This window comes from Legionella maioricensis (assembly GCF_023618015.1).
Lineage (GTDB): Bacteria > Pseudomonadota > Gammaproteobacteria > Legionellales > Legionellaceae > Legionella > Legionella maioricensis.
On record NZ_JAJKBJ010000007.1, the window covers coordinates 103,074 to 124,438 of the forward strand.

Below are 21,365 nucleotides of genomic sequence, written 5' to 3' on the forward strand. Positions count from 1 at the left end.
CCACTTCTCCTTGTTAAATTATTCTTGATTGAATAAAGCCCCCTCATGCAGAACTAACACTCTATCCATCCTTTTTGCAATTTGCAAATCATGAGTCACTATTACCAAGGCCGTATTCATTTGCCTATTGAGATCCAACATCAGATCGAATACTTTTGCCGCTGTAGTCTGATCCAGGTTTCCTGTAGGTTCATCTGCCAGAACACAGTGAGGTTGATGCACTAGAGCACGCGCTATAGCTACCCTTTGCCGCTCTCCACCAGAAAGCTGCGCCGGTTTATGCTCCAGCCTTGCCTTAAGGCCTACCTTCTCTAACATGTCGCTGGCTTGTTGTTCTGCTTTTTTAACCTCTATCCCTGACAATAATAAGGGTATGGTTACATTTTCCAGCGCAGTAAACTCTGGCAATAAATGATGGAATTGATATACAAATCCTAAATGTTGATTCCGTAATTGACAACGTTGTTTTTCGCTGATTTTTTGCCAACTCACCGCATTGATGCATACGTCACCACTAGTTGGCTTATCCAAACCACCGAGCAAATGCAACAAAGTACTTTTACCCGAACCGGAAGGGCCAATGATAGCCACTCTATCCCCCTTCTCTATGGCTAGATCAACATCCTTCAATACATGAACCTTGGAAGCACCATCATTATAGGATTTAGAGATTTTTTGACCTGTTAAAATAGGATTATTCATAATGCAAAGCCTCCGCAATCACCGTTTTTGAGGCCCGCCAGGCAGGATAAATTGTCGCGGCAAAACTCATTAATAAAGCCATGGCACATACATGCCAAAGATCACTGAATAAAATTTCAGAAGGTAAATAGTCAACAAAATAAATGCTGGAAGATAAGACCTTAACATGAAACAGCGCCTGCAACCCATTGACGATTGCCGTTGCGTTTTTAGCCAAAACCAAGCCGCCAACCAAGCCTATACAAGTACCAACAATTCCTACCATCATGCCTTGCACGATGAACACCCACAAGATGGTCGATGGCTTTGCACCTATAGTCCTTAAAATCGCAATCTCCGCTTGTTTGTCATTAACGACCATAACGAGGGAGGACACTAAATTAAAAGCGGCTACAGCGATAATTAATAATAAAATCATAAACATCATGGTTTTTTCCATTTTAACTGCCTGAAAAAAAGCACCAAATTGTTGAGTCCAGTTCCCTACTTGATATTGCTCCCCTAAAAGATGAGACAAGCGGTTAGATAATTCAGGCGCCTGGTACACGTTATTAATTTTCATTTTGATACCGGTTACCTGATTTCCCATCTGAAGTAATTTTTGTGCGTCTTCCATGTTAATAAAAGCAAGTTTCGTATCAAAATTAAATCCGGTTCCAGCTGAAAAAACACCAACTACCGTGAATCGTTTAAAACGAGGAATCATACCAGCGGGTGTTACCGTTGCCTGAGGAATCATAACGGTTACCTTATCGCCAATCATTACCCCCAAACTATCAGCAAGCCCCTTACCTAAAATCATGCCAAAATGATTTAAATTCTTCATACTTCCTGCAAGCAGTTTATCCTCTAAATGGGTCACTCCTTGCTCTTGTTCAGGTAATACCCCTGTCAATATGATAGGTAAGACCTGGCCATCATGAGTCAACAAACCTTGTCCACCAACATAGGGAGCAACCGCTTTAATCTCCGGAAGTGCTTTTACTTTTTTAACCAGGTCAGGCCAATCACTTAATTTCTCATTAGGCCCGCTCACGGTAATTTCAGGAGCCATTCCAAAAAAACGCTGATGAATTTCCTGATCAAACCCGTTCATCACCGATAAAACAGTGATCAATACCATTACCCCTAAACCAATGCCCAACATGGAGCTAAAGGAAATGAAGGAAACAAAATGATTCTTCTTTCTGGAACGCGTGTAACGCAACCCTATGAAAAGGGCTAATGGTTTATACATAATTGCTTTAATTTTAGTTAAAGTTCTATTGTAGAGAAAAATCGGGTAAGGTGATATAGCCTGTATGAAGATTAGCGACTTATTATTATTTCATCATCAGACAACTCACATAGTTATCCACAGAATTTGTGGATAGAAGGTCGCTGTCGCGTAATGATTTTGTATAAACCACAGCCACCCAGAGCCGCTCACCGTCATCCAGAGCGCAGCGAAGGATCTCACGAATTAAGCACAGGCCTCCCTCATAAGGAGACTCTTGGCTGCGCTCTTGATGGCGTTTTTCGGAGAATATTTGTTCCCCAACTTTCGTACGAATATTATTCAAACCAATCGCATCCTGACCAGGCTTGCACAGTTTGCAGCCGAGGGCAAGGTAGCACAAGTAGCAAAGCTCACAACAATACGTCCCGATTTACGAATACAAGTACTGTTTACCCTGGCAGGTCTTGGTGCACAAGATGAGATAGAAGTCATTTTAAAAGAACATCCGGAAGATTTATTAGTTAAGGCACCTTTACGAGATATTTCAGGAAGGGTATTTGATTGCTCCCTCTTCCAGCATGCACTTTGGACTTTAGACGTACGTTACATGGCCAATATGATGCTCGATTGCCTGCCTGACACAGCTAAAGGTGAAGCAATTAGAGGTGAACTAGTCAATCAATACAAAGAATGGGAAAGCAATGCTTGGTTATCAATTAAAAGGTGAATGGTTTAAGCCCGAACGACAATTTAGTTTACAACCCTTGATTGATGCGCTTAACACCTATGTGATAAATTTTGATAATTGGGCTGATGACGAAAGAAAAGCCCATTGGTGCTCTGTAGTTGGTTTGGCTCAGACGCTGATCCCTGCGCACATACGTCATCATTATTGCACCCCTGAAGAAGCGTTTGGGAATAACCCAAACCTTAAGAAACCTAAGTTAGAGCGATCACTGAGAATCTATAATCCGTTGGAGGGCTGGCAATGGTGGTCGGAAGGTGTGCCTGGGCTTGGCACGGATTTTGGAGTTTACAGCCAAGGGCGCTATGGGGTACTGTGGGTGGGTAGATCGGGGCATGATGCTGTTCGCGGCTTGCACGCGGCGGTGGCGGATTTAGAGGCCTTGACAGCCTTAGAGAAAGCGAGGACTGAAATCGACCTGCCGAAGCTTATAGAGCGGCTGCATACCCCGATCGAAAATCTGGAAGATAATCTCGATGTGCAGAGCTTGAGGTTTTAGTCTTGAACAGCAATCCTGTCGCAAAGCTTGCGACAGGATTTGATTCTGTAGTAAAAATTAGTGTCCAAATCAGCATATCAGGATTAACTTTATCTTAGCTCCTCTTTTTGTTATGGTATTTTTTAATATCTAATTGGAATTCTAAGCAATCTCTGGATGAGCTGTACTCCTGATGAAGGTTTTACGAGCAGTACAATACAAGGATAAGGATTAAGCCTAATGAAGAAGATTATTTTTATATCACCTCTAATCAGTCTTTTAATAACTTCATGCACTACTGCAGATAAAATGGATGTAATAACCGATGATGCTGGCAATTTACACTATACGACTCCCTATCAAGACGATAAGCGAGGGGAAAAAGTATTCCCGATGAAGTGGGACGTTAAAGGAAAAAAATTATTCGTATTTAATCCCAAAGCGGATGCTTGGGCCGCCTATGATGCCCAGGGAGACAGGGTCATGACAGGTAGTGCCTCTGGTGGCATGGATTACTGCGAAGATATAAAGCAACCCTGCAGAACCGTGACAGGAACTTATCATGTATTTAATAAAAAAGGAGCAGATTGCAAATCCAATGAATATCCCATCGCCAAAGATGGTAATGTGATTGGTGGTGCAAAAATGCCTTATTGTATGCATTTCCATGATGGCTATGCCATTCATGCCGCGTATGAGGTTCCCCAGTACAACTCCAGCCACGGTTGTATTCGCGTTTTGCCAGGTGCCGCAAAATGGTTAAATCAGAATTTCATCGACATCGGAACAACGGTATTAGTGCAACCTTATTCCTAAAATTACAGACTTTACATTCATTAGACTAAATTAACAGCGTAGGTTGGCGCTGAGCAGCGCGAAGCCCAACAATAAATTAGAATCTTGGCATGTAGTAAATGATAGCCCTGCTGTTGGGCTTCGCGCTGCTCAGCACCAACCTACGTCTTTTCTGTCCTTCTCGAACTGTAGGTTGAGGCGCGACCCAACCTACAGCGCTAATTGTTCCTTTTTCTATGCAAGATAAGTCACGTTAAACATCAGAGCATTGGTGTATACATGGTCTTGGGCTAAACCGTTGCCCAGTGTTTGCCCTAGAGCGAGACCTAATTGACTTTTGCCCCAATCAGCAAATTCATAACCTGCGCCAACTTGCCAGTTCGGGGTAATGGCTTTTTGTAAACCTATGCCCACAGTGTAACTAAAAGCTGTTTCTGTATTAGAAGCAAAATTAGGATTAGGCAGTGCTTCAAAAATGATGGGGGTATTATTAAAATTATGGGCACGATTAAATCCAACTCCGACACTACCACTAACGTAAGGTATCGCCATATAGCCCATATCTGCTAGCAATTTCCCTTTCACCGCCACATGCGCGTGATTAATTTTGTAAGAATAAACTAAATTATTAAATTGAGGATCCGCATCATCCCAAATCTCGCCATTAATTGTAGTGCTGGTTGTCGCTGCCACTGCCAGACCGATTTGTCCCGAAATAACAGCGTTCAGGGAGTGCTGCACGCCTAAAAAAACCTCACCATCAAACAATGTGCTTGTATTTTGAGCTGCGTTATAAGTTTTTTCAATTTCTGGCGCTAAAAAAAAGGTTGGGGTATCACCACTATCGGTCCAGGCAGGTCCTGCGCTCAAAGTGATTACTCGGGCCCAGCTATTCGGTACCTCGCCCATGGTTCCGGCCATCACACCGCCATAGATGCAAATACCTAACGTTCCAACAACTACCTTGTTTGCTTTCATGAATGATCCTTAAGATTAAATGATGTTTTTTAACAATAAGTCTAAAATTTTTTAACTTGTTGTTATTCTTACTAAAAAATATCATTCATAGTAATATGTTAAAAAAATGAGAGCAACACCTGAGATAACTTATTTCGCAGTAGTTAGACCATAATTCATTTTAAACGGACCGGTGGGAATGACCTAATTAACGAACACGCTCATTTTAATGCCCAGTTTTCCAGGAGTGATAATGATTCCACCTATCATTAAATTGAAGAATGAACAATTGATTCGGACTGCATCATCTATCAATACATCGGGAACATTAACTCGCACATCTAATAACTTAATCTACCTTGATATTGATGATGCCTACATTCACCGTTTATTCCCTTTATTACAGGAAAAAGAAGTTAAAAAACCCAATTACTTTGGAAAAAATTTAGCGGGCGCACATGTGAGCGTCATATACCCAGAAGAAACGTTCCTTCTGGATACCACAGATTTAGGTAAAAAATATCATTTTAAAATTAAAGAGTTAGTGATGGCTAAAATTAATTTGAAAAACTATTATGTGCTCCTGATCGATTGCCCTCTATTAATAAAATTAAGGAATAAATATGGATTATCCGATCAGTTGAATTTTAAAAATTATTGGATTGACTTGCATATAACCATTGGTGTTTCCCAAAGTGTATGAATCATTTGCACTCTCTTATCTATTGGGGAACATTGATCTCATCAAAATTCTTAATATAATGAGTGCCGCTATCAAGTCTGAGCGTCACCTTTTTTAATTAGCTACTCACAACAAGGCCTTAATGAATTACACAAGTTATGGTTATAGAATAAACCAAATTACCACAGGCTCTGGTTACAACTGGCTTTTCTTACCCGGCGGCCCTGGCCTGGGTTCTGAATATTTAATAGAATTTTGTAAAAAATTAGCCTTACCTGGCAGTATTCTGCTTCTTGATTTTCCCAGAGATGGCACAAATACCCAAGGGCAATTGGGAATCAAATACTGGCAAGACGGTCTCATCGCTTTATTAAAAACCTATAATAATCCCATTTTGGTCACCCACAGCTTCTCGGGGATGTTTAGTTTAAATATGCCGGAAATTGAATCTTATCTGTCTGGGCTTGTTTTAATGAATACAACAACAGCCAACAGTTTTTTTCAACACGTGAGTGTAATGCGTGAAAAATACAATTTGCCTGATTTAGTCCCAGCAGCCAGCGAATATCATCTCAATCCAACCAATGAAACTTACAAACAATTTTGGAACACTTATAAGCACTACTGCTTTACTCCAGAAGAAATGCTAAAAGGAGAGCAAATGATCCCACTCTTTGCTTTTAACAATGCGGCATACTATGAGGCAATTGAGCATTTTTATCCAGACTATTCCTGCAAATGGTCTCCCAGGAGAATCCCCGCGATGACCATAGCCAGCGAATATGATTTTATCTGTCCCCCTCAAATTTTTATGGAAAATAAGCATTTTCAGTCTCAAAATATAATGAATAAAGTAGTAGATAAGGCAGGACACTGTCCATGGATCGCTCATTTTGAACAGGTTCAAGACTTTTTTGATGAATTTATAATAACGCTTAATCCGCCTTAAAAAGCAAATACTACTCCAGCAAACAATAATCCCTGTTATCAACGATGTATTTTTTCTGCTGAGGCAAATTCGACAGTGATTAAATTTTTCAATGCTTAATTTTATTTTAATAATTATAGTATATAATCGCACGATCAATGGTCAAATTTAAATCAGGATGTACTTATGCCTAAACAACTCACTGATCGCCTAAAAGAAGCCTTAAATGTATCACCTGCATTTGATAATTGTTTTTTTCATTCTTACGCCGCTCATCTCCTGGCAAATAAATTGCCATTGCCCAAAGATTTATTCACTTTCAAATCAATACTAGGGGCAGAAAGTCCTGCATCAAAATTGCAAGCACGATTTCCCAATCAGGAAGCCTTATTCTTGTTCGAGGAATATGCTCATCGCCACCATCCTGAACAAGCCCCATTATCCCCTCATTTTATAGTCGAAAAAACTTTGGTGCTTGGTTTTTTAATGCGCGAATGGTTTGCGACCCAATTGTCACAAAATGTAGGTATAGCTGATAACCTTCAAGAAGACGCGATAAAGTATTTTAAAATCTACAGAGAATACCGATGGGACGAAGTAGATTCATCTGCTCTACTGGGTGGCGCTAATGGATGTTTGTATGCAGCAAACCAGGAATTCCTCGAATTCTTTGTTTGTTATGATAGTTCATCTGATAGTTCATCGAATCCCCGGTTTGCACAATACTTTAGGGAAGCCCGAGACGATACAGATAAAGCTTTAGCAGCCTATTGGCAAGCAGAAGGTTATCAAAATTATTTTAGGCTCATTGCCAACCCAAGGGCAAAAATTGCATACAATGAGGTGGTGCCAGTAATAAAAATGCTTGGCCAATCGCTTACCATTTATGATTCCAAGGAGGATGGCTCTGACAAGGATAGAGCTACAGTTTATTCTTATAAGGGAAACGAAGAGATCCCTGAAATGGAAGTCAAATTTAACGCAGAGATGGGCCACTACTATTTATTAAAAACAGATGAAACAGAGTCTCTGTTAAAGGAATATGAGCTGAGTTTTAAACAATATACAGATGATAGGGCAGAAGTATTGAACGTTGCAGGAAATAAAGAAAATAAAGACATAGCAGCGAATACCAAACCCTCTTTATTACTAGGAGCTACCTGTCCAGATGGCCATCTTAGCAAACCTGCTTTTACCTTACTGCTTGATAGAGTGGACCATTTCCAAGCATTTATTCAAGAACATCAACGTCGTCAAAAGCAGCTGGAAGAGCAGCAACACGCTCAACAGCTTGAGGAACAACGTAAGCTAAAAGAAGTACAGGAGAAAGCAAACCACGTTATTAATCAATATGTAGAACAAATCCGTGCTTTTCCTTTCCAATTTGATAAATCAACGACTGCGGACCTTATTGAACAACAAAAGCAAGCGCTATTTAAACAATTAGGTGATATAATTCGCAACAAAGAAGATTTAACCTTTGCCCTAAAAACGCTGAATATAGGAGCATCTCCTAAAATTCAGGAAGCCATTTCTACGAAAACACAAGAAATCAATTCTGCAGCGCAACAACAGCTCACAAAAGTGAAGCTTATCGAAGAACAGCAACTTCAGAAACAACTGGAAGAACAACAGCGCATACAAAAGCAACTCGAAGAACAGCAACGCATACAAAAGCAACTCGAGGAACAGCGTAAGCTACAAGAAGCACAACAGAAGGCAGAACAGGTAGTTAATCAATATGCAGAACAAATCCGTGCATTTCCTTTTCAATTTGATAAATTAATGACTGTTGAGCTTATTGAAAAACAAAAAAATGCGTTATTAACACAATTGGGTGATATAATTCGCAACAAAGAAGATTTAACCTTTGCCCTAAAAACGCTGAATATAGGAGCATCTCCTAAAATTCAGGAAGCCATTTCTACGAAAACACAAGAAATCAATTCTGCAGCGCAACAACAGCTCACAAAAGTGAAGCTTATCGAAGAACAGCAACTTCAGAAACAACTGGAAGAACAACAGCGCATACAAAAGCAACTCGAGGAACAGCGTAAGCTACAAGAAGCACAACAGAAGGCAGAACAGGTAGTTAATCAATATGCAGAACAAATCCGTGCTTTTCCTTTCCAATTTGATAAATCAACAACCGCGGACCTTATTGAACAACAAAAGCAAGCGCTAATAAAACAATTAGAGGGTATAATTCGCAACAAAGAAGATTTAACCCAAGCCTTAAAAACGCTGAATATAGGGCAATCTCCTAAAATTCAGGAAGCCATTTCTACAAAAACACAAGCAATCAATTCTGCAGCGCAACAACAGCTCATAAAAGTGAAGCTTATCGAAGAACAGCAACTTCAGAAACAACTGGAAGAACAACAGCGCATACAAAAGCAACTCGAGGAACAGCGTAAGCTACAAGAAGCACAACAGGTAGTTAATCAATATGCAGAACAAATCCGTGCATTTCCTTTTCAATTTGATAAATCAACAACCGCGGACCTTATTGAACAACAAAAGCAAGCGCTAATAAAACAATTAGAGGATATAATTCGCAACAAAGAAGATTTAACCCAAGCCTTAAAAACGCTGAATATAGGGCAATCTCCTAAAATTCAGGAAGCCATTTCTACAAAAACACAAGCAATCAATTTAGCAGCACAACAACAACTCTCAGTAGTGAGGCGTCACGAAGAAGAACAACAACGCATTCAAAAGCAAGTTGAAGAGCAGGAACTTGAAAGACGACGTGAAGAACAACACGTTGAAAGACTTCTTGAAGAGGAGCAACTGCCGCCGAGTGAAGAAATCCGACGCCAGCAATTCATGACAACAGAATTGATTCGTATTGATGCTGCATTAAGCACCCTTCGAGAGCAGATTAGTCGTGTTGACCAACATCATTCTCCTGAAGCCTTTAATAAAGCCGACCGTTTATTACTACAATTACAAAGGGCGCGAAATAATTACAGTACTGCTCTAAATCAGCAGGATGTCATTATTTCCCAGGCTAGCAGCACATTTAAAGAAACATGTGCACGCTTAATAGATGATGCAAAACCTCTATTGGAAAGGGATTTAGGTTGGGGAGATTATTTAACAAACCTGTTAAAAACGATTGCTAATGCAATAATTTGGGTAGGAAGTTTTGGTCAAAGAAGTTCCTTCTTCCCTCTTATACGCTCGGAATCAATACTGGCAATTGAAAATGTAGAGCAAAGGTTAGAACTTAGTCAGAATCCTTTTTGATTGATAGGTTCCCCCTCCCCTCACAACTCCTCTCGAGCGCCAGTGAGAGAGCCTCTAAAGAGAGCACACCGTGCTTATGTTGGAGATCTCTCGCTAGCGCTCGAGATGACGTGACTTTGCTCGCGATGACGTGACTTTTCTCGCGCTGACGTGGTTGTGTTCTAGGCGGTGCGGTTGTGTTCGAAATAAGGTGAGAAGTTGATGGAATAAAGTCCTCGTTAATATTATTTTAATGAAAAAAGCGTATAGTTAATTTGATAAGTACCATTTTAAGAGGACTTTTGCTATGCCAAAATCATTATCCGTACGTATAGGAGAAGCTTTAAATGTATCCGGAGCGTTTGATAATTGTTTTTTTCATACCTATGCGACTTATCTTCTGGCAAATAAATTGCCTTTACCCCAAGATTTATTTACTTTCAAATCAATAATGGGCGCTGAAAGTCCCGCATCAAAATTGCAAAAACGATTTCCCGATCAAGAATCTTTATCATTATTTGCAGAGTACACTCAACTTCATTGCCCTGACGAAGCTCCGCTATCGCCCAATTTTATAGTCGAAAAAACATTGGTTCTTGGTTTTTTAATGCGTGAGTGGTTTGCTACTCAAATGGCTAAAAGTGCTGCTATTGCTAACCGCATTCAAGCTGATTCCTTAAATAAATTCAAAATCTATAGGACATCCCGATGGGAAGGGTTAGATGCCAGTACCCTTGTGAGCAGCGACACCGCCGCTGTTTTATATACTGCTAATAAAGCATTTCTGGACTATTTTACTGTCCATCCTAAAGACGGAATTTTAACCGTAGAAGAGGCTCGGTTTAAAAAGTACTTTACCGATGTCGCAGAAGATGAAGACAAAGCTTTGGAAGCCTATTGGAAAGAGGAAGGTTATCAAAATTATTGCCGGCTCATTGCCAATCCAAGTACCAAACTTGCATACAATGACATAACACCCGTAATCGAAAGGCTCAATCAACCGCTTACCATCTACAATGCCAATCACCGACAGGGAGTAATTCACACTAATGAGGGAAGTGAAGATCTTCCTAGAATGGAAGTAAAACTCAATGCAATGGCAGGTCACTACTATCTATTAAAAACGGATAAAACCACACCTCTGTTACAGGAATATGCCCGCAGCCTCGAGCAATATATGATAGATAGAGCAGTTGTCCTGAGGGTTATAGGTGATAAAGATCTGGCTGCTGAAGAACAATCATCGTTATTAGTAGGAGCAATCTGCCCAAATGGTCACCTAAGTAAACCGTCTTTTGACTTATTGCTTGATAAAGTGGATCATTTAAAAGAAGTGGTTGATGAACATCACCAGGCTCGGCTTTTAATCGAGCAACAACGACAACTCATTGAACAAGAGCGACAGCGTCAACTCCTTGAGCAAGAACAACAGCGCAAACTCCTTGAGCAAGAACAACAGCGCAAACTTCTTGAGCAAGAACAGCAACGCAAACTCCTCGAGCAAGAACAGCAACGCCAACTTGATAAGCAAACTATAAAACAGCCAAAAGTATCTGCAGCAGAAGAAAACTTTAATGAGCATCTTCGTTTGCTGAACGTTAAAATAACGAATCTTCAAACACGCAAAAACATTGCTGAAAGAAATCATGATACTAAAGCAAGCGAACGTTTAGAGCTGGCTCGTAAGGCAGCATTTGCTCTTCATCGCGACTTAAAGAGGGAAGGAGAAATCTATTTTAATCAACCGACTCCAGCCAATTACAGAGCATTTAAAATAAGATGTGAAGGCCTCATTCAAACTGCGCGTGGGGTTCTTGATGAACATAGAGGCTGGTCAGAATTTTTAATTAATCTTGGCCTGGGACTGGCTACCGCTGGAATTGGTTTAGTCATCAAAGGAATAATTAACCTGGCAAACGATAGAGCGTTCTTTTTTGTTCATAAAACAGACTCATCCAAACAGATAGATGAAATAGAAAAAGACATCAATAACGCTTCACCAAGCGCTTAAAGCTCCTCCCTTGGAGGGCAATGCCTTCTTTAAATATCAATTACTCCAACTAATATTTTTGTGTAGGTTGGCGCTGAGCACCGCGAAGCCCAACAATGAAACTAGAATCAAGACATTACCTTAGCTCTGCTGTTGGGCTTCGCGGTGCTCAGCGCCAACCTACGGATTTTTTGCAGCAAAGCCTGAATTTTTACAAAGGGTTCTTAATAAGCTATATATAAAATGACATACATCAAAAGGAACTGATATGGAAAGCAATAATATGATGAATTCTTCCCATCACCCTCACTGGGGTTGGCTTTTGAGTTTAGGAGTTCTGCTCTTGATTTTTGGTGTTATCGGTTTAGGAATGGATCTCCTATTAACCATAGTCAGCATGTATTTTTTCGCTGCGTTACTCCTGATTTCTGGATTATCACATTTTGCTGATGCTTTTAAATATAAAAAATGGAAAGGTGCTGTTTGGCAAATTCTCATTGCCATTTTATACATTATTGGCGCAGGAATCGTGTTATATGATCCTTTATTGGCATCCACCATCATTACTGCCTTACTGGCGTGGACGCTTATCGTTATTGGCATTACCCGCATTACCATGTCCATATCCTTACGAGACACAAAGGGTCGGGGTTGGATTTTATTTGCAGGGATAAGCTCCTTAATACTTGGTATCCTGATTCTATTGCACTGGCCGATGAGCGGCTTATGGGTCATTGGATTGTTTATTGCAATTGATATGATCGTCAGTGGTTGGACTTACATTTTCATGGCAATGTCCTTACGCAGAACCAGAGCGCTCTGATTTTCAATGTATTGCATGAGGGAATGTAAGCCTTGCGGTATGCCAAACAACACCATCATGATAGTTATTTTGATAACATGGCGGTTGGAATTATTGGCTCAATTACTGCACTTGGAATTGCTATTTTTCTAAGTTCTGTGCTTGGCTCGTTTTGAAATAGCAATAATGTGTAATGGTGCCCAGGGCCGGAGTCGAACCGGCACGGACTTTTGGTCCGAGGGATTTTAAGTCCCTTGCGTCTACCTGTTTCGCCACCTGGGCAGGTGGTATATGGAGGCTGAGGCCGGAATCGAACCGGCGTACACGGCTTTGCAGGCCGCTGCATGACCACTCTGCCACACAGCCTCATTTTATGTATCTTCGCTGCTCTAAAAAAAAAGCGACTTTGTCGTCGCTTTAATTTGGAGCGGGAAACGAGACTCGAACTCGCGACCCCAACCTTGGCAAGGTTGTGCTCTACCAACTGAGCTATTCCCGCGTCTCTACGGGGTGTGATTCTACCGAAAATAAAGATCCTGTCAATCAAAAATTCAATTTTTTTTCATTAATTCTGGCCAGGCAATCGCCAGATAAATAACCATAGACCAAATCGTTAAAATTGCAGACACATAAAGCAATATGAAACCAAGACTTCCCCACCAGGAAACACCAGGGCTAAAAGCAAGCAACAAAAATAAAGCGATCATTTGCAGAAATGTTTTCACTTTACCGATATAGCCAACTGTAACGCTTGCACGACGTCCAATTTCAGCCATCCATTCTCGTAAGGCTGAAATGACAATCTCACGCCCTACAATCACTATGGCGGGAATGGTAATATAATTAATATCTTTTGCGCCGACTAACAGCAATAAACTGGTAGAGACCAGTAATTTATCAGCAACTGGATCAAGAAAAGCCCCAAAAGGAGACATCATTTTAAGTTTCCGCGCTAAATAACCATCCAGCCAATCTGTAAAACCGGCTGCAGCAAAAATTCCAGCGGCAATGGCGGGCGACCATTTAAAGGGCAAATAAAACACAATGACAAATACCGGAATAAGTACTATGCGCATCAAAGTTAACAGATTTGGCAAACTAGTTAATGTACTCACTACTTAATACCTCCATTTACACTTTTGGCAATCCTAAATAGTTCGCCAATAGCTGATAATCATCAAATACGGCCAAAGCGCCAGCGGCCTTAAGTGCTGCCTCCTGCTGATGGTAAAAATCTACACCTATAGCAGTAACATTAATACTTTTTGCCATTTCCATATCGGAAGCCGAATCCCCGATCATCAAAGTCGAAGAAGGATCTCTATCAAACTCCTCCATAATTTCTTCTAACATTTGCGGATTAGGTTTGGGAAGTGTCTGTCCAGCGGAGCGTGTTATTTTAAATAAGCCGTCAAGTCCGGCAGCTTGAAGTGCACGAAGGAGCGATTGCTGTCCCTTATTAGTTGCAATAGCTATATCTATTTTCGCATCATGCAATTGCTGTATAAACTCCCGCGCACCAGGAATTAAGCACACCTCTGCGGGCCGAGAAATCATGGCTTGATGTACCGCTTGTAACAACTCGTCATGTTGTTTGGCAGACAACTCAGGAAATGTTTTCCTTAAGGCCTGGACCAAACCTAAATCAACGTATTTTCTTGCTACATAAGGATCTACCTCGCCAAAACCAAGTCTATTTGCTTCAGAGGAAACGGTATGTAAAATCAACCCTAAGGTGTCAGAAACAGTACCTTCCCAATCAAAAACTACCAATTGATACGGATTACTCATTGCTCACTAAGCTCCTTGCGCGCAATTGTTTTAGTGTATTAGCAAATCGGTCATCTACATTAGCCTGAAATAATTGTTTGGTACCATTCAACTCAAATTGAATGGCTCTTGCATGTAAATAAAGACGATTGGGGTGATTATCTATCCCTTCTACCTCGCCTGCAAGTGAACCATATTTTTCATCACCGACAATAACATGACCTAAATGTGCACTATGAACACGGATTTGGTGCGTACGCCCGGTTTTAGGGCATGCTTCAACCCAACATGCCTGCTGATAATTCTCAAGCAGTTTAAAGGCTGTTTCAGAGGCCTTACCTTCATCTTTAACTGAAACCACGCGCTCACCGGATTTCAATATATTTTTTTCAAGGGCGGCATTAACTGTCACTTTCTTTTTACCTTCCCAAGGATGAGTTAATAGCGCCCAATAAGTCTTCTGAACTTCACGTGCCTCTAATAAAGCTTGAATCGCCCTTAACGTGCTTCTTTTTTTAGCCAACAAAAGACAACCTGAGGTCTCTTTATCCAAGCGATGAACCAATTCCAAATAAGATAAGTCTTGCCTGGTTTTTCTTAATGCCTCAATAACCCCAAGACTCAGACCGCTCCCCCCATGTACGGCAATACCGGCTGGTTTGTTAATAACCAAAAGGCAAGGATCTTCAAAAATAATACATTCTTTAAGGCGTTTTGCCAAAGCATCTCCAACAAAAACTTCTTTGGCATCGGAAATACGAATGGGAGGAATACGAACCATATCTCCTGCGTGTAGACGAGAACTCGCTTGAGATCTTTTTTTATTAATTCGAACTTCGCCACCTCTTATAATTCTATAAATATGGCTTTTGGGAACTCCTTTTAGAATACGAATTAAGTAATTATCTAAACGTTGTCCCTCTTCTTCACTACTGATCTCTTTATAGCTTACTTCACTCATTGTCAATAAACCTGTTTGCTGAGCGTGAATTTTTTGATATGATTATATATCGCATGGGAATAGTCCCTAGCGACCGAATTATAACGCATAAACAAAGAAAAAGTTTAATAGTCGATTAATTATCGACAAAGATTTGTTGTTAATTTGTTAAAATACATGATGTCCCCTTAATTTTCTATCAAATTTAGAATAAAAAATTAACAGGGTAGCATAATTTTAGTTAATTTGATAATAAATCAAACCAAAGTAGCAACTATCCAAGTAAGAGAAAACAGCTTGAATTTATAGTGCAACTTGAATCAAAAATTGAAAATCAAGATTGTTACCATATTCAAGATGAGTGGGTAGATGCTTAAAGAAAAAACAGACGCGCTTCCATTTAAGTTGAAGATATAAGGAAGCGACCCAATACCAGAGCTAAATTGATTATTTTTTCAACAGATACCTACGCATGTGAGACATGCTTTATACCGATTACGAATTATTTCAGGGTTTCCGCACGCCTTATCAAAAGGCTTCATTTTTCAACTCACTTAATTCGTAAACAGTACATTTCCCAGTGTGCACCTTTGATTATCCAAGGAACATGCGTACGGTCTGTCCACAAGGTCATGGGTCAGCTTAAAGATCGCTTTTCTTCTAGTTCAAAAAGAGTGTTTTTAAAACACCAAATTGAACCATTAGAAAGAGGATTGCTGCCATTTCGCAAGAATGAATACCAAGCCGTTGATTTCCGCGCCCCCTAATTCAGCATGAAAAGTAACATGCGAGTAAGGGAGTTCAGGAGGTAACGGATTGGTGTCAAGTCAAGTGGAAGTGGTATCGGTCCCTGTATTGAGCCTTACACTATCTTAACTTAAATGTCTGCGCCCTAATTACGGGGTTACAGATGGAAAAAATGTTGATCAATGCAATGCAAACTGAAGAGGTTCGTGTTGCACTAATTAAAGACAAGCATTTATTTGATCTGGATATTGAATGTCCAGGAGAAGTAAAGAAAAAAGGTAATATTTATAAAGCAATAGTCACCAGACGTGAGCCCAGTCTTGATGCCGTTTTCGTTGAATACGGTTCTAAACGCCAAGGCTTTTTACCCCTTAAAGAAATCGCACCTGAATACCTAAGCAAAAATCCGGATGATTTTGGCGATGACAAACCACCTATTACAACATTAATTCGTGAAGGTCAGGAGTTGCTGATTCAAGTAGATAAAGAAGAGCGCGGCAATAAAGGCGCAGCGCTAACTACTTTTATTACTCTTGCTGGGTGTTATTTGGTTCTAATGCCTAATAATCCTCGTTCTGGTGGAATATCCAGACGTATAGAAGGCGAGGAACGTGACGAGTTACGTGAAACCTTGAATGCATTAACGTTGCCCGAAGATATGGGGCTTATTATCCGCACCGCTGGCGTAGGAAAAAGTCAGGAAGAATTGCAGGATGATTTGAATATGCTGTGCAATCAATGGCAGTCAATCAAACAGGCATACAACTCAGAACTTTCCCCCTGCTTGATTCATCAAGAAGGTGACGTAATTATTCGTTCTATTCGTGATAATTTACGCAAATCCATTAGTGAAATTATTATCGATGATCAGATTTCTTATATAAAAGCCAAACAATACATTGAGCGAGTAAAGCCTGAGTTTCTACCTAATCTGAAGTTATATAACAGTAGTGTTCCTTTATTCAATTTCTATCAAATAGAAAGTCAGATAGAGACCGCATTCCAACGTCAGGTCATGTTGCCATCTGGTGGTGCTTTGGTCATAGACAGAACAGAGGCTTTAGTTTCAATCGATATCAACTCGGCAAAAGCAACGGGCGGATCAGATATTGAAGCAACTGCTTTAAACACCAATCTTGAAGCAGCTGATGAGATTGCACGTCAATTACGCTTACGCGATTTAGGTGGTTTGGTGGTTATCGATTTCATTGACATGAGCTCGAGCAAGAACCAACGTGATGTTGAAAATCGTCTGAAAGAAGCATTACAAGCAGACAGAGCCAGAATACAAGTAGGTCGCATTTCACGCTTTGGTTTATTGGAAATGTCTCGTCAGAGATTGAGATTATCTCTTGGTGAAACCGCCCAGGAAATTTGTCCTCGTTGTGAAGGACGTGGCACGGTTCGTAATATTCAGTCACATGGCCTATCGATTACTCGCCTTATTGAAGAAGAAGCGCTAAAAGAAAAAACCGCTGAAATACAAGTACAACTTCCAGCTGAAATGGCTACTTTCATCATGAATGAAAAGCGTGATTTCATTAGAGATATTGAAAAAAGACACAGTGTAAGTGTGGTTATTATTGCCAATCCTTACCTGCAATCACCTCAGTACTCTATCACCCGCTTGAAAGAAGATAATGTAGGTAAATCCAAAAAGCCCAGTTATACTTTAATTCAACAACCTGAATTACATGTAACGAGCGGTGATCAACAGGTTGCGACTCATGACGAACCAGCTGTTAAACCTTTTGCTGGCCAACCCACCCGCAAACACCCGTCCAGTAGTTTTATCAAACGCTTATGGACCAGTTTATTTGGCGGGCATACCGAGTCTAGTACTACAACTCAGGATCAGACTAGAAAGACTCAACCTCGTTCACAGAGCCATTCAAAACCAGGATCTCGTGGTCCAGGCGATAGACGACAACAAAGCAATCCTAATCGTAGACGTCGTCCAGGGGGACCGCAACAACAGCGTTCTAATACAGGTAGCAGTGGCAATACTAATCCTAATGCCAATCCAAATGCTAATCCAAATCAGCAACGCAAAAGGCCCAACCCTAATCAACAAAATCAAGGTGGACAACAGGGTAATCGATCTGCGGCAAAAAATGAGGGTAACAAAAAAAGAGAACCTTCATTAGCTAAAGAGCAGGCTGAGAAATAAGTTACATCAATTTATTTAAGGTTGAGTTGTTCTCAACCTTAAATAACGTCTTCGTCATCTCGAACATTTGGGAAAAATCTCTAGATGTAGTATTTTTTGTTGGGTCAAATGACCCAACCTACTTGTGATTATTTGCTTTAATCTGCTTCTACAGTATTAGATATTAGATGCGCAGTTCCACTGGCATCTCACTTGCCGAAAGATCCGATCCTGATTTTGATGCATAAATACCTTTGAGAGTCAATAATTGTGCAAAATGCTCCTTAGGCTTTACTTGTTTGATACCTAGTTTTTTATCCAGCTCCTCCAATCGCACAACCATAGCTTCTTGTCTTTTTAATAGGTCATTATAACGGTCATTTGCCCATTTAAACTCATCTTTTCCAAGGGAAAGTTCTCTCTCGGCATCATTCAAACGGCCAGCTACTGATTCAAAACCTGTTTCTTTCTCACCAAGAAATTCCTCTAATTTATTCTGAAAAACTTCTCGTTTCTTTTTATCCTCTATAACTGCTCCAGACAAGGAAGTTATTGTGCGTTCCAACGTGGTGGCTAATTTTTTTGCTCTATCAACTTCTTTTCCCATTGATACTCTAACAGAGGTTAATTCCACAATTTTTTCAGATAATTGTTCCTGGCTTCGGTTATATGCTTTAGTAACTCGAGATAACTCTTCTTGATTTTTCTGTAATAAATCGCCTTGATCTGTGACCGATTTTTTGAGTTTATCCGCTGTTTCCTCAAGATCTTCTTTAGTTGCACGCAACAATTTTTCTGTTTCAATATAAAGTTCTACTTGGGAACTTAGGGTCTCAATTTGATCACCTAAATCAGATACGCGTTCCGCGAGTTTTAAATTTTCTACTTTAAATTTTGCAATTTCCTCTGCTAATTTTTTACCAATACTATCCAAAGCTTTAATTGTCAGTTCGAGCACATCGGCCAAACTTATAATTCCTGATTTTAAACGCTCAGCAATATTAACATTGCAATGATGATGATCATCAAGAACAATACCCGTGGCGGTATAAGCCACTACAGTGACTCCCCCAATAACGAGAAGCGCACCAATCTCGGCAAATATTCCCAAAGCCAAAGTGGGCACTGATATCCCCAAACCAATAGCAATTTTTTGCCATAAAGGAAATTCACCGTAATAGGTGGCTACCCGATTAAATATACTTGGATTTTGAGCCATGGTATCAATTATGGTTCCCAGACTTGCCTTAACCTGGGAAATTTGTTGCTTTGCCTCGACAATTTTTTCCAGACTGACCTGTTCTGGTCCTGCGTCTTTGGTAGATTTTTCAATGTCTTGTTCTTGTTGAGCAGATTTTTGTTTCTTTGTTACTGTACCTACTAAAGGCTCTGATTTTTTGGATTTCGCTAATAAGCTTTGAAGTTCGTATTCTACAGTAGACATTTTTCGCTCCTTGCTATTAAAAATCTTCCGTTGTCTATTTATTTTTAATCATAAAACTTGAATAAAACAAGAACTAATTGCTTTTTAATCAAATTAAAATGCCCTAGTAAGTGAAGAATTTGCGTACAATGTTTTAACTTATTGAAAAGGTTAACTATTTTATCAACAATTAAAAAATAACCATCTTATTAAGAAAAAATGATCAAACATCAATCATTAAATACACTTAACCTGTTCATAAGATTCACAAAGAGATGTTGATTTAGTAATGTTGTATCTTTTCAAAAACAGGGGTCGCAAGAATTTCAATTTCGTCAAGAGTACCATTAGCCTTTTCTCCATAGAGATAAATTCCCATCAAGATAAATCAATAAACAATTGACAAATAATTGCTCAACCAGTATAATTAACTTCATTCCTGCTGAATACAATTAAAACTCAGTCAGGAATGCGACCTATCTTCTCCCCAAGGATCTAATGGAGAACTGGTACTTCCTAGTTTTAATCATTAAACGGGTACGTCGCTGAGGTAAAGACCTAATGAAGTAAAGGTGGATTCGTTACATCCTTACTCATTGAGCTTTGATTCAGCGAAGTAAGCTTTTTCTTGGCATCACCTAACTCATTAAGTCTTATTATTTCTCATTGACATTCTGAATACGTATTAGGACTAAGCCACAAATCAAAAGGCTTTATAACTAATCATCAATATCCTTGATGTCGATTGGATTACATTCATAGATGAATTTAGGAGTATATTATGCCCAGCGATACTATTGTAACTTTAATTCAAAAAGCCAGAGACGGGGACGCTAATGCTCAATGTGATTTAGCAAAACGATATGTTACTGGTGATGGCGTTGAGAAGAATGAGACAGTAGCAGTGGCGCTCTATACTCTCGCCGCGGAACAAGGACTTGCAGAGGCTCAATACCACCTGGGAGTAATGCTTGCCTATGGCCGTGGAGTGGACAAAAATGAAAAACAAGCAGTAATACTGTTTCGCCTTGCTGCCGATCAAGGCAATGCAGAGGCTCAGTACCACCTGGGGATATTTCTTGCCAATGGCTGTGGAGTGGACAAAAATGAAGCAGAGGCGGTGAGTCTGTATCGTCTTGCTGCCGTTCAAGGACATGCAAGTGCTCAATACAACCTGGCATTTATGCTTGCCAATGGTCTTGGCGAAGCCAAAAATGAGAAAGCAGCAGTGGAGCTGTATCGTCTTGCTGCCGCTCAAGGACATGTAGAGGCTCAATTCAACCTGGGATGGATGCTTGCCAATGGTCTTGGCGTGGATAAAGATGAGGAAGCAGCAGCAGTACAGTTTCACCTTGCCGCCACTCAAGGACATAAAAAAGCCCAATTGTTCTTTGAAGTTATGCCGGCCCATTGTCGTGCAATTGCTAAAGGTGAAGTAGAAGAACAAGTGGTTGTAGAGGTAATTGAAGAGCAACCAACAGAACAGGTTGAAAAAAACATCCCATCCCCCTCTTTGAAAAATATCAGCATGATGGTTTTAGGTGGCTTTATCGCTGCAGCAGGAATTGCCGCTGTGGCTATAGCATTTACCGTCCTCAATGCAGCAACTTTTGGTATTGCAGGAATAGTAGTAGCCAGCGCTGGTGTTGCTCTAGCCCTCTCAGGAATGGGATTATTTGCAGCAGGGGCTTATAAAAATAGACAACCAATTTGTGAAAAGTCATTGGATTTTCCAGAGAATATGGTGCCTCAATAAATTGTAAACGCGGCTTAGTCTGAAAAATGACTCTAATATTAAAACAATATG

The 21,365-nt window shown here is 40.2% G+C and carries 17 protein-coding genes and 3 tRNA genes; 10 read left to right on the plus strand and 10 right to left on the minus strand.

The genetic code is table 11. The features are described 5' to 3' along the window. Positions 1-18: 18 nt before the first annotated feature. The gene (gene lolD, locus LOX96_RS07745) at positions 19-702 is read right to left on the minus strand and encodes a lipoprotein-releasing ABC transporter ATP-binding protein LolD (RefSeq protein WP_250422201.1); all 684 of its coding nucleotides are present in this window, start codon (positions 700-702) and stop codon (positions 19-21) included. Next, positions 695-1,939 carry a lipoprotein-releasing ABC transporter permease subunit gene (locus tag LOX96_RS07750; RefSeq protein WP_250422200.1) on the minus strand — a complete coding sequence of 415 codons (1,245 nt, stop codon included), beginning with the start codon at positions 1,937-1,939 and terminating at the stop codon, positions 695-697. Before LOX96_RS07750 ends, lolD begins: the two co-directional genes overlap by 8 nt. Before the next feature lie 256 nt (positions 1,940-2,195). On the opposite strand from LOX96_RS07750, the gene LOX96_RS07755 reads away from it, so the two are divergent. The 3 genes from LOX96_RS07755 (at position 2,196) to LOX96_RS07765 (ending at position 3,960) form a co-directional block, all read left to right on the plus strand. Beyond that, complete coding sequence (locus LOX96_RS07755; protein ID WP_250422199.1) at positions 2,196-2,648, plus strand: hypothetical protein; 453 nt, start codon at positions 2,196-2,198, stop codon at positions 2,646-2,648. Next, a complete protein-coding gene (locus LOX96_RS07760) occupies positions 2,623-3,165 on the plus strand; it encodes a hypothetical protein (protein WP_250422198.1) in 543 nt (180 codons plus the stop codon). Before LOX96_RS07755 ends, LOX96_RS07760 begins: the two co-directional genes overlap by 26 nt. Before the next feature lie 219 nt (positions 3,166-3,384). Continuing rightward, complete coding sequence (locus LOX96_RS07765) at positions 3,385-3,960, plus strand: L,D-transpeptidase (protein ID WP_250422197.1); 576 nt, start codon at positions 3,385-3,387, stop codon at positions 3,958-3,960. A gap of 213 nt (positions 3,961-4,173) precedes the next feature. Here the strand turns inward: LOX96_RS07765 and LOX96_RS07770 are convergent, their stop codons facing one another. Further along, positions 4,174-4,917, minus strand: coding sequence for an outer membrane protein (locus tag LOX96_RS07770; RefSeq protein WP_250422196.1), 744 nt, complete (start codon positions 4,915-4,917; stop codon positions 4,174-4,176). A gap of 232 nt (positions 4,918-5,149) precedes the next feature. On the opposite strand from LOX96_RS07770, the gene LOX96_RS07775 reads away from it, so the two are divergent. From LOX96_RS07775 to LOX96_RS07795, 5 genes are all read left to right on the plus strand, one after another. Further along, on the plus strand, positions 5,150-5,599 hold the full coding sequence (locus LOX96_RS07775; RefSeq protein ID WP_250422194.1) for a hypothetical protein: 450 nt from the start codon (positions 5,150-5,152) through the stop codon (positions 5,597-5,599). A gap of 121 nt (positions 5,600-5,720) precedes the next feature. Beyond that, positions 5,721-6,527 carry an alpha/beta fold hydrolase gene (locus LOX96_RS07780; protein WP_250422192.1) on the plus strand — a complete coding sequence of 269 codons (807 nt, stop codon included), beginning with the start codon at positions 5,721-5,723 and terminating at the stop codon, positions 6,525-6,527. 165 nt (positions 6,528-6,692) lie between these two features. Continuing rightward, positions 6,693-9,758, plus strand: a complete 3,066-nt coding sequence (locus LOX96_RS07785) for a coiled-coil domain-containing protein (protein ID WP_250422191.1) — start codon at positions 6,693-6,695, stop codon at positions 9,756-9,758. 286 nt (positions 9,759-10,044) lie between these two features. Then, positions 10,045-11,748 carry a Dot/Icm T4SS effector Ceg23 gene (ceg23, locus tag LOX96_RS07790; RefSeq protein WP_250422189.1) on the plus strand — a complete coding sequence of 568 codons (1,704 nt, stop codon included), beginning with the start codon at positions 10,045-10,047 and terminating at the stop codon, positions 11,746-11,748. 247 nt (positions 11,749-11,995) lie between these two features. Beyond that, a complete protein-coding gene (locus LOX96_RS07795) occupies positions 11,996-12,550 on the plus strand; it encodes an HdeD family acid-resistance protein (protein WP_250422187.1) in 555 nt (184 codons plus the stop codon). Positions 12,551-12,723: 173 nt separating this feature from the next. Here LOX96_RS07795 and LOX96_RS07800 read toward each other — a convergent pair. From LOX96_RS07800 to LOX96_RS07825, 6 genes are all read right to left on the minus strand, one after another. Continuing rightward, positions 12,724-12,811 (minus strand) — tRNA-Leu (locus LOX96_RS07800). A gap of 10 nt (positions 12,812-12,821) precedes the next feature. Further along, positions 12,822-12,895 (minus strand) — tRNA-Cys (locus tag LOX96_RS07805). Positions 12,896-12,952: 57 nt separating this feature from the next. Then, positions 12,953-13,028 (minus strand) — tRNA-Gly (locus tag LOX96_RS07810). A 52-nt stretch (positions 13,029-13,080) separates the two neighbouring features. After that, positions 13,081-13,644, minus strand: coding sequence for a CDP-diacylglycerol--glycerol-3-phosphate 3-phosphatidyltransferase (gene pgsA / locus LOX96_RS07815; RefSeq protein ID WP_250422186.1), 564 nt, complete (start codon positions 13,642-13,644; stop codon positions 13,081-13,083). A gap of 16 nt (positions 13,645-13,660) precedes the next feature. After that, positions 13,661-14,320: an HAD family hydrolase gene (locus LOX96_RS07820; RefSeq protein WP_250422185.1), complete on the minus strand. Its 660-nt coding sequence runs from the start codon at positions 14,318-14,320 to the stop codon at positions 13,661-13,663. Beyond that, positions 14,313-15,260 carry an RluA family pseudouridine synthase gene (locus LOX96_RS07825; protein WP_250422184.1) on the minus strand — a complete coding sequence of 316 codons (948 nt, stop codon included), beginning with the start codon at positions 15,258-15,260 and terminating at the stop codon, positions 14,313-14,315. Before LOX96_RS07825 ends, LOX96_RS07820 begins: the two co-directional genes overlap by 8 nt. Positions 15,261-16,149: 889 nt before the next feature. Here LOX96_RS07825 and LOX96_RS07830 point away from each other — a divergent pair. Next, complete coding sequence (locus LOX96_RS07830; protein WP_250422183.1) at positions 16,150-18,156, plus strand: Rne/Rng family ribonuclease; 2,007 nt, start codon at positions 16,150-16,152, stop codon at positions 18,154-18,156. Positions 18,157-18,319: 163 nt separating this feature from the next. Here the strand turns inward: LOX96_RS07830 and LOX96_RS07835 are convergent, their stop codons facing one another. Next, positions 18,320-19,579, minus strand: a complete 1,260-nt coding sequence (locus LOX96_RS07835; RefSeq protein ID WP_250422182.1) for a LegC2/C7 family Dot/Icm T4SS effector — start codon at positions 19,577-19,579, stop codon at positions 18,320-18,322. 760 nt (positions 19,580-20,339) lie between these two features. Between LOX96_RS07835 and LOX96_RS07840 the strand changes: the two genes are divergently transcribed. Further along, positions 20,340-21,314, plus strand: coding sequence for a tetratricopeptide repeat protein (locus tag LOX96_RS07840; protein WP_250422181.1), 975 nt, complete (start codon positions 20,340-20,342; stop codon positions 21,312-21,314). The last annotated feature ends 51 nt before the right edge of the window (positions 21,315-21,365 follow it).

Bases quoted from the DNA above. Each gene is read 5' to 3' on its own strand.
- lolD (WP_250422201.1), bottom strand. From the start codon at position 702: ATGAATAATCCTATTTTAACAGGTCAAAAAATCTCTAAATCCTATAAT.
- LOX96_RS07750 (WP_250422200.1), bottom strand. From the start codon at position 1,939: ATGTATAAACCATTAGCCCTTTTCATAGGGTTGCGTTACACGCGTTCC.
- LOX96_RS07760 (WP_250422198.1), top strand. From the start codon at position 2,623: ATGCTTGGTTATCAATTAAAAGGTGAATGGTTTAAGCCCGAACGACAA.
- LOX96_RS07765 (WP_250422197.1), top strand. From the start codon at position 3,385: ATGAAGAAGATTATTTTTATATCACCTCTAATCAGTCTTTTAATAACT.
- LOX96_RS07770 (WP_250422196.1), bottom strand. From the start codon at position 4,917: ATGAAAGCAAACAAGGTAGTTGTTGGAACGTTAGGTATTTGCATCTAT.
- LOX96_RS07775 (WP_250422194.1), top strand. From the start codon at position 5,150: ATGATTCCACCTATCATTAAATTGAAGAATGAACAATTGATTCGGACT.
- LOX96_RS07780 (WP_250422192.1), top strand. From the start codon at position 5,721: ATGAATTACACAAGTTATGGTTATAGAATAAACCAAATTACCACAGGC.
- LOX96_RS07785 (WP_250422191.1), top strand. From the start codon at position 6,693: ATGCCTAAACAACTCACTGATCGCCTAAAAGAAGCCTTAAATGTATCA.
- ceg23 (WP_250422189.1), top strand. From the start codon at position 10,045: ATGCCAAAATCATTATCCGTACGTATAGGAGAAGCTTTAAATGTATCC.
- LOX96_RS07795 (WP_250422187.1), top strand. From the start codon at position 11,996: ATGGAAAGCAATAATATGATGAATTCTTCCCATCACCCTCACTGGGGT.
- LOX96_RS07820 (WP_250422185.1), bottom strand. From the start codon at position 14,320: ATGAGTAATCCGTATCAATTGGTAGTTTTTGATTGGGAAGGTACTGTT.
- LOX96_RS07825 (WP_250422184.1), bottom strand. From the start codon at position 15,260: ATGAGTGAAGTAAGCTATAAAGAGATCAGTAGTGAAGAAGAGGGACAA.
- LOX96_RS07830 (WP_250422183.1), top strand. From the start codon at position 16,150: ATGGAAAAAATGTTGATCAATGCAATGCAAACTGAAGAGGTTCGTGTT.
- LOX96_RS07835 (WP_250422182.1), bottom strand. From the start codon at position 19,579: ATGTCTACTGTAGAATACGAACTTCAAAGCTTATTAGCGAAATCCAAA.
- LOX96_RS07840 (WP_250422181.1), top strand. From the start codon at position 20,340: ATGCCCAGCGATACTATTGTAACTTTAATTCAAAAAGCCAGAGACGGG.